Raw genomic sequence first — 411 nt, 5'->3', positions numbered from 1 at the left:
AGGGACACGTCCCCGGCGCGGTCCATCTGCCGGCCGCCCTCGTCCCGGAGCGGGCGGAACGGATCCTGGACAAGTCCGTGCCCGTGGTCACCTACTGCTGGGGCCCCGGCTGCGACGGCGCCGCCCGTGCGGCCCTGGCCCTCTCGGTCCTGGGCTACCGCGTCAAGGAGATGCTGGGCGGCATCGAATACTGGATCCGTGAGGGCTTCGAGGCCGAGACCCGGCACGGCCGCGAGCGCCGCGCCGCCGACCCCCTGACGGCACCGGACGGCGCCGACGACTGCGGCTGCTGAACGCACGGCCCCGCGCGGGCCCGGGCGGCTGCCATCCGTTCGGCGCCGCGATCCGTGGCGGCCCGGTCCTGGCCCGACGCGATGCTCGGACCACGGTGTTCGGAGCCGGAGCGGGAAG

General features: G+C 75.9%; 1 protein-coding gene. It reads left to right on the top strand.

The annotated features are described in order from the left end of the window. The coding region (locus GUY61_RS38905; RefSeq protein ID WP_166634973.1) for a rhodanese-like domain-containing protein at positions 1 to 293 on the top strand (293 nt) is incomplete at its 5' end. Positions 294 to 411 lie beyond the last annotated feature (118 nt).

This window comes from Streptomyces sp. GC420 (genome assembly GCF_009916105.1).
Lineage (GTDB): Bacteria > Actinomycetota > Actinomycetes > Streptomycetales > Streptomycetaceae > Streptomyces.
This window is presented reverse-complemented; position numbering and strand designations above follow the sequence as displayed.